Genomic DNA, 2,307 nt, shown 5'->3' with positions numbered 1-2,307 from the left:
TGCGGATAGACGTGGGGCACGGCAATGACGTAGCCTATTGTCTTTTTTTCATTGTTTATCTCGATGATGTGCTTGTACAGATTCACTTCCTCGGCTGTACGTTCGATGTTTCCCACAACGTTCAAGCCGAAGTGCTGCCAGAGGCTGCTGTCTATCTCCAGTTTCGAGCTGCTGTCGTGGTTTCCGGCGGTGACTACGATGGCCATTCCGGGGCAGGCTTGATGGATGTTCAGCATGGCGTCGGTGTACATCTTCTGCGTGGCGGCAGCGGGAGAGGAGTAGTGGTAGATATCTCCGCTTACCACCATGGCGTCGGGCTGCTCTTCGGTTACTATGCGGGTGAGTTGCCGTAGGAAGGCCTGCTGTTCGGCGGTACGGTCGTAGTTGTAGAGGGTGTGTCCCAGGTGCCAGTCGCTGGTGTGTAGTATTTTCATTGTTTTTGTTACTTCAATGGATGTGGGTTATGGTTTCCTTAGAATATAAATCTTGTGTGTTCCTCGTCCTTTGTAGTCGATGCCCGATTCGGGATTGGCTATCCATTCGCGCAACTCGCGGGAGGCGGCAGACTTCAATAAGCCGGTCAGTTGGCAATAGTCGGCTTGGGTCATGAAGCTGTTCTTTTCCAGGTATTTTTTTGCCCGTTCCAGCCGTTCCTGCGGAGAAAACACTTGTGAGGAGCGTTGGAATTTGTCGGTGGAACGTTTCAGGTGGCAATGGCGAGCGGTACGGTACAGTAGTTCTTTGTCCACCTTGAAATGTATGTCCTTCAGGCAGATGCTGACGGCGTTTCGCTTGGTGTCTCCTTCTTCGCCCGTCTCCCGTTCACGGTCTTGCCGCAGACCGAGGGCAGGGGTGAATACTCCTAAGTTGTCAATCTTCACGGAGTAACCTTGCCCCATTTGGTAGGCTATTTCGTCGGTGATGGCTTGCACCAGTCCGATGATGTCTCCTCGTGTGAAGGATGAGGCGTATGCTATCTTTTCGGTGATGGTTTCCAAGTCCACCTGCCCGTATAGTTTCATTCGTGGGTAGAGAATGCGTTTGCCGTCTTCTCCCGGCAGGTTCAGTTCCTGCATGTTGTATTCTGCCATGATGGTAGCGTTGTTATGAGGTTCGTTTGTTTATTGGGGCTTACAGAGTTTGTCCCAAGGTTGCGGATGTGTATGCCAAGGTTGGGGATTTCTATCCCAAGGCTTGGGATAGACAAACCAAGGGCGAAGGTAATTCTTTATCTCTATACTTGCAAACTTTACTATTAGTAGTTAGGAAGTTTTTTATTGGTAGTCGGGAAGTTTTTTGTTATAGGTTTGAGAGAGGAATTGAAAAAAACGTTATCTTTGTTACATAAGAGAAGTGCATGAATGATGAACAAAACTAAAATTAAGCGATATATGAAACATTATCCGGACTTATTATTGTTGTTTGCCTTATTGTCCGTTACCACAATGATTAAAGCACAAATATCGATAAGACCGTATAGCGAATGGGAAGCAACCCAGTTTGTTGCAGTGAACGGACATCAGCCCGAAGACTATGTAAAGCCAGATAATAATTGGGAAATACTATACAATTTACGGACTCCACGTACTCAAGCCGAACTTCGTGAAATGGGTATTAAATGCTCTGATAGCCAATTATTGTTATTGGAAGTAGGTGGACTTGTCAGTAAAACAAAAGGGAAATGGGAAACTACTATACCCATTCTCGACAAAGAACAGACCAATTCTCTAAGAAGCTTAAGTAAGGAGATTGCTGAATCCATGTATGTCAAAACAAAGGCAGACTTTATATCATTGACACAAACTATCAGTGAAATGGGATTCAAGAACAATGTACTCTCACTTGTTTTTTCATACCTTCTGGATGGAAAAATGTGGACAAAGTTAGTCTTGTTTGAGGATGTTGACAATTATACAAGCTGGAGTGGCTGTTACTGGGTATTATACGAATCAAGAAATGGCTTTGCATGCGGTACGAATGGTTTCGGAGAACAGAATTTGATTTTGACTTACATCAATAGCGGCATTGCTCCTGACAACGACATTATGGACCATTGTGCTGATGAAATAGCACAATTCGGAAAAGTAACAGATGCCAAACTCGTTTCTCAGTTAAAACCTTATGGGCTGGTAGATGATAATGGAGATGTATTATTTCCTATTATAAAGAAACGGCAAGACCGCTTTCATCAAATAACTGAAAAATTGGTAAACTCTATCAGTGCGGAACTAAAGAATAATTGTGGCTCCTTAGCAAGCCAATATGGTATTGACAATGAAAAAGTGGCAATGGTGATGCTGTACCATG

Annotated in this window: 3 protein-coding genes; 1 reads left to right on the top strand and 2 read right to left on the bottom strand. The window is 44.6% G+C overall.

Features of this window, described 5'->3' with window-relative positions; translation table 11 throughout:
* Together sbcD and ABUA47_RS13555 are read right to left on the bottom strand one after the other, a co-directional pair.
* Positions 1–434 (bottom strand): exonuclease subunit SbcD (sbcD, locus tag ABUA47_RS13560; RefSeq protein ID WP_349831666.1); only part of this gene is annotated, 434 nt, incomplete at its 3' end.
* A gap of 27 nt (positions 435–461) precedes the next feature.
* A complete protein-coding gene (locus ABUA47_RS13555; protein WP_005836463.1) occupies positions 462–1,091 on the bottom strand; it encodes an HU family DNA-binding protein in 630 nt (209 codons plus the stop codon).
* A 270-nt stretch (positions 1,092–1,361) separates the two neighbouring features.
* Here ABUA47_RS13555 and ABUA47_RS13550 point away from each other — a divergent pair.
* Positions 1,362–2,307: hypothetical protein (locus ABUA47_RS13550; RefSeq protein ID WP_410520185.1), on the top strand; the 946-nt coding region annotated here is incomplete at its 3' end.

The sequence above is a fragment of the Bacteroides sp. RTP31139st1_H2_RTP31139_211217 genome, assembly GCF_040227615.1.
GTDB classification, from domain to species: Bacteria; Bacteroidota; Bacteroidia; order Bacteroidales; family Bacteroidaceae; genus Bacteroides; species Bacteroides uniformis.
This window is presented reverse-complemented; position numbering and strand designations above follow the sequence as displayed.

Coding starts and splice junctions, on each gene's coding strand:
- ABUA47_RS13555 (WP_005836463.1), bottom strand. CDS start 1,091: ATGGCAGAATACAACATGCAGGAACTGAACCTGCCGGGAGAAGACGGC.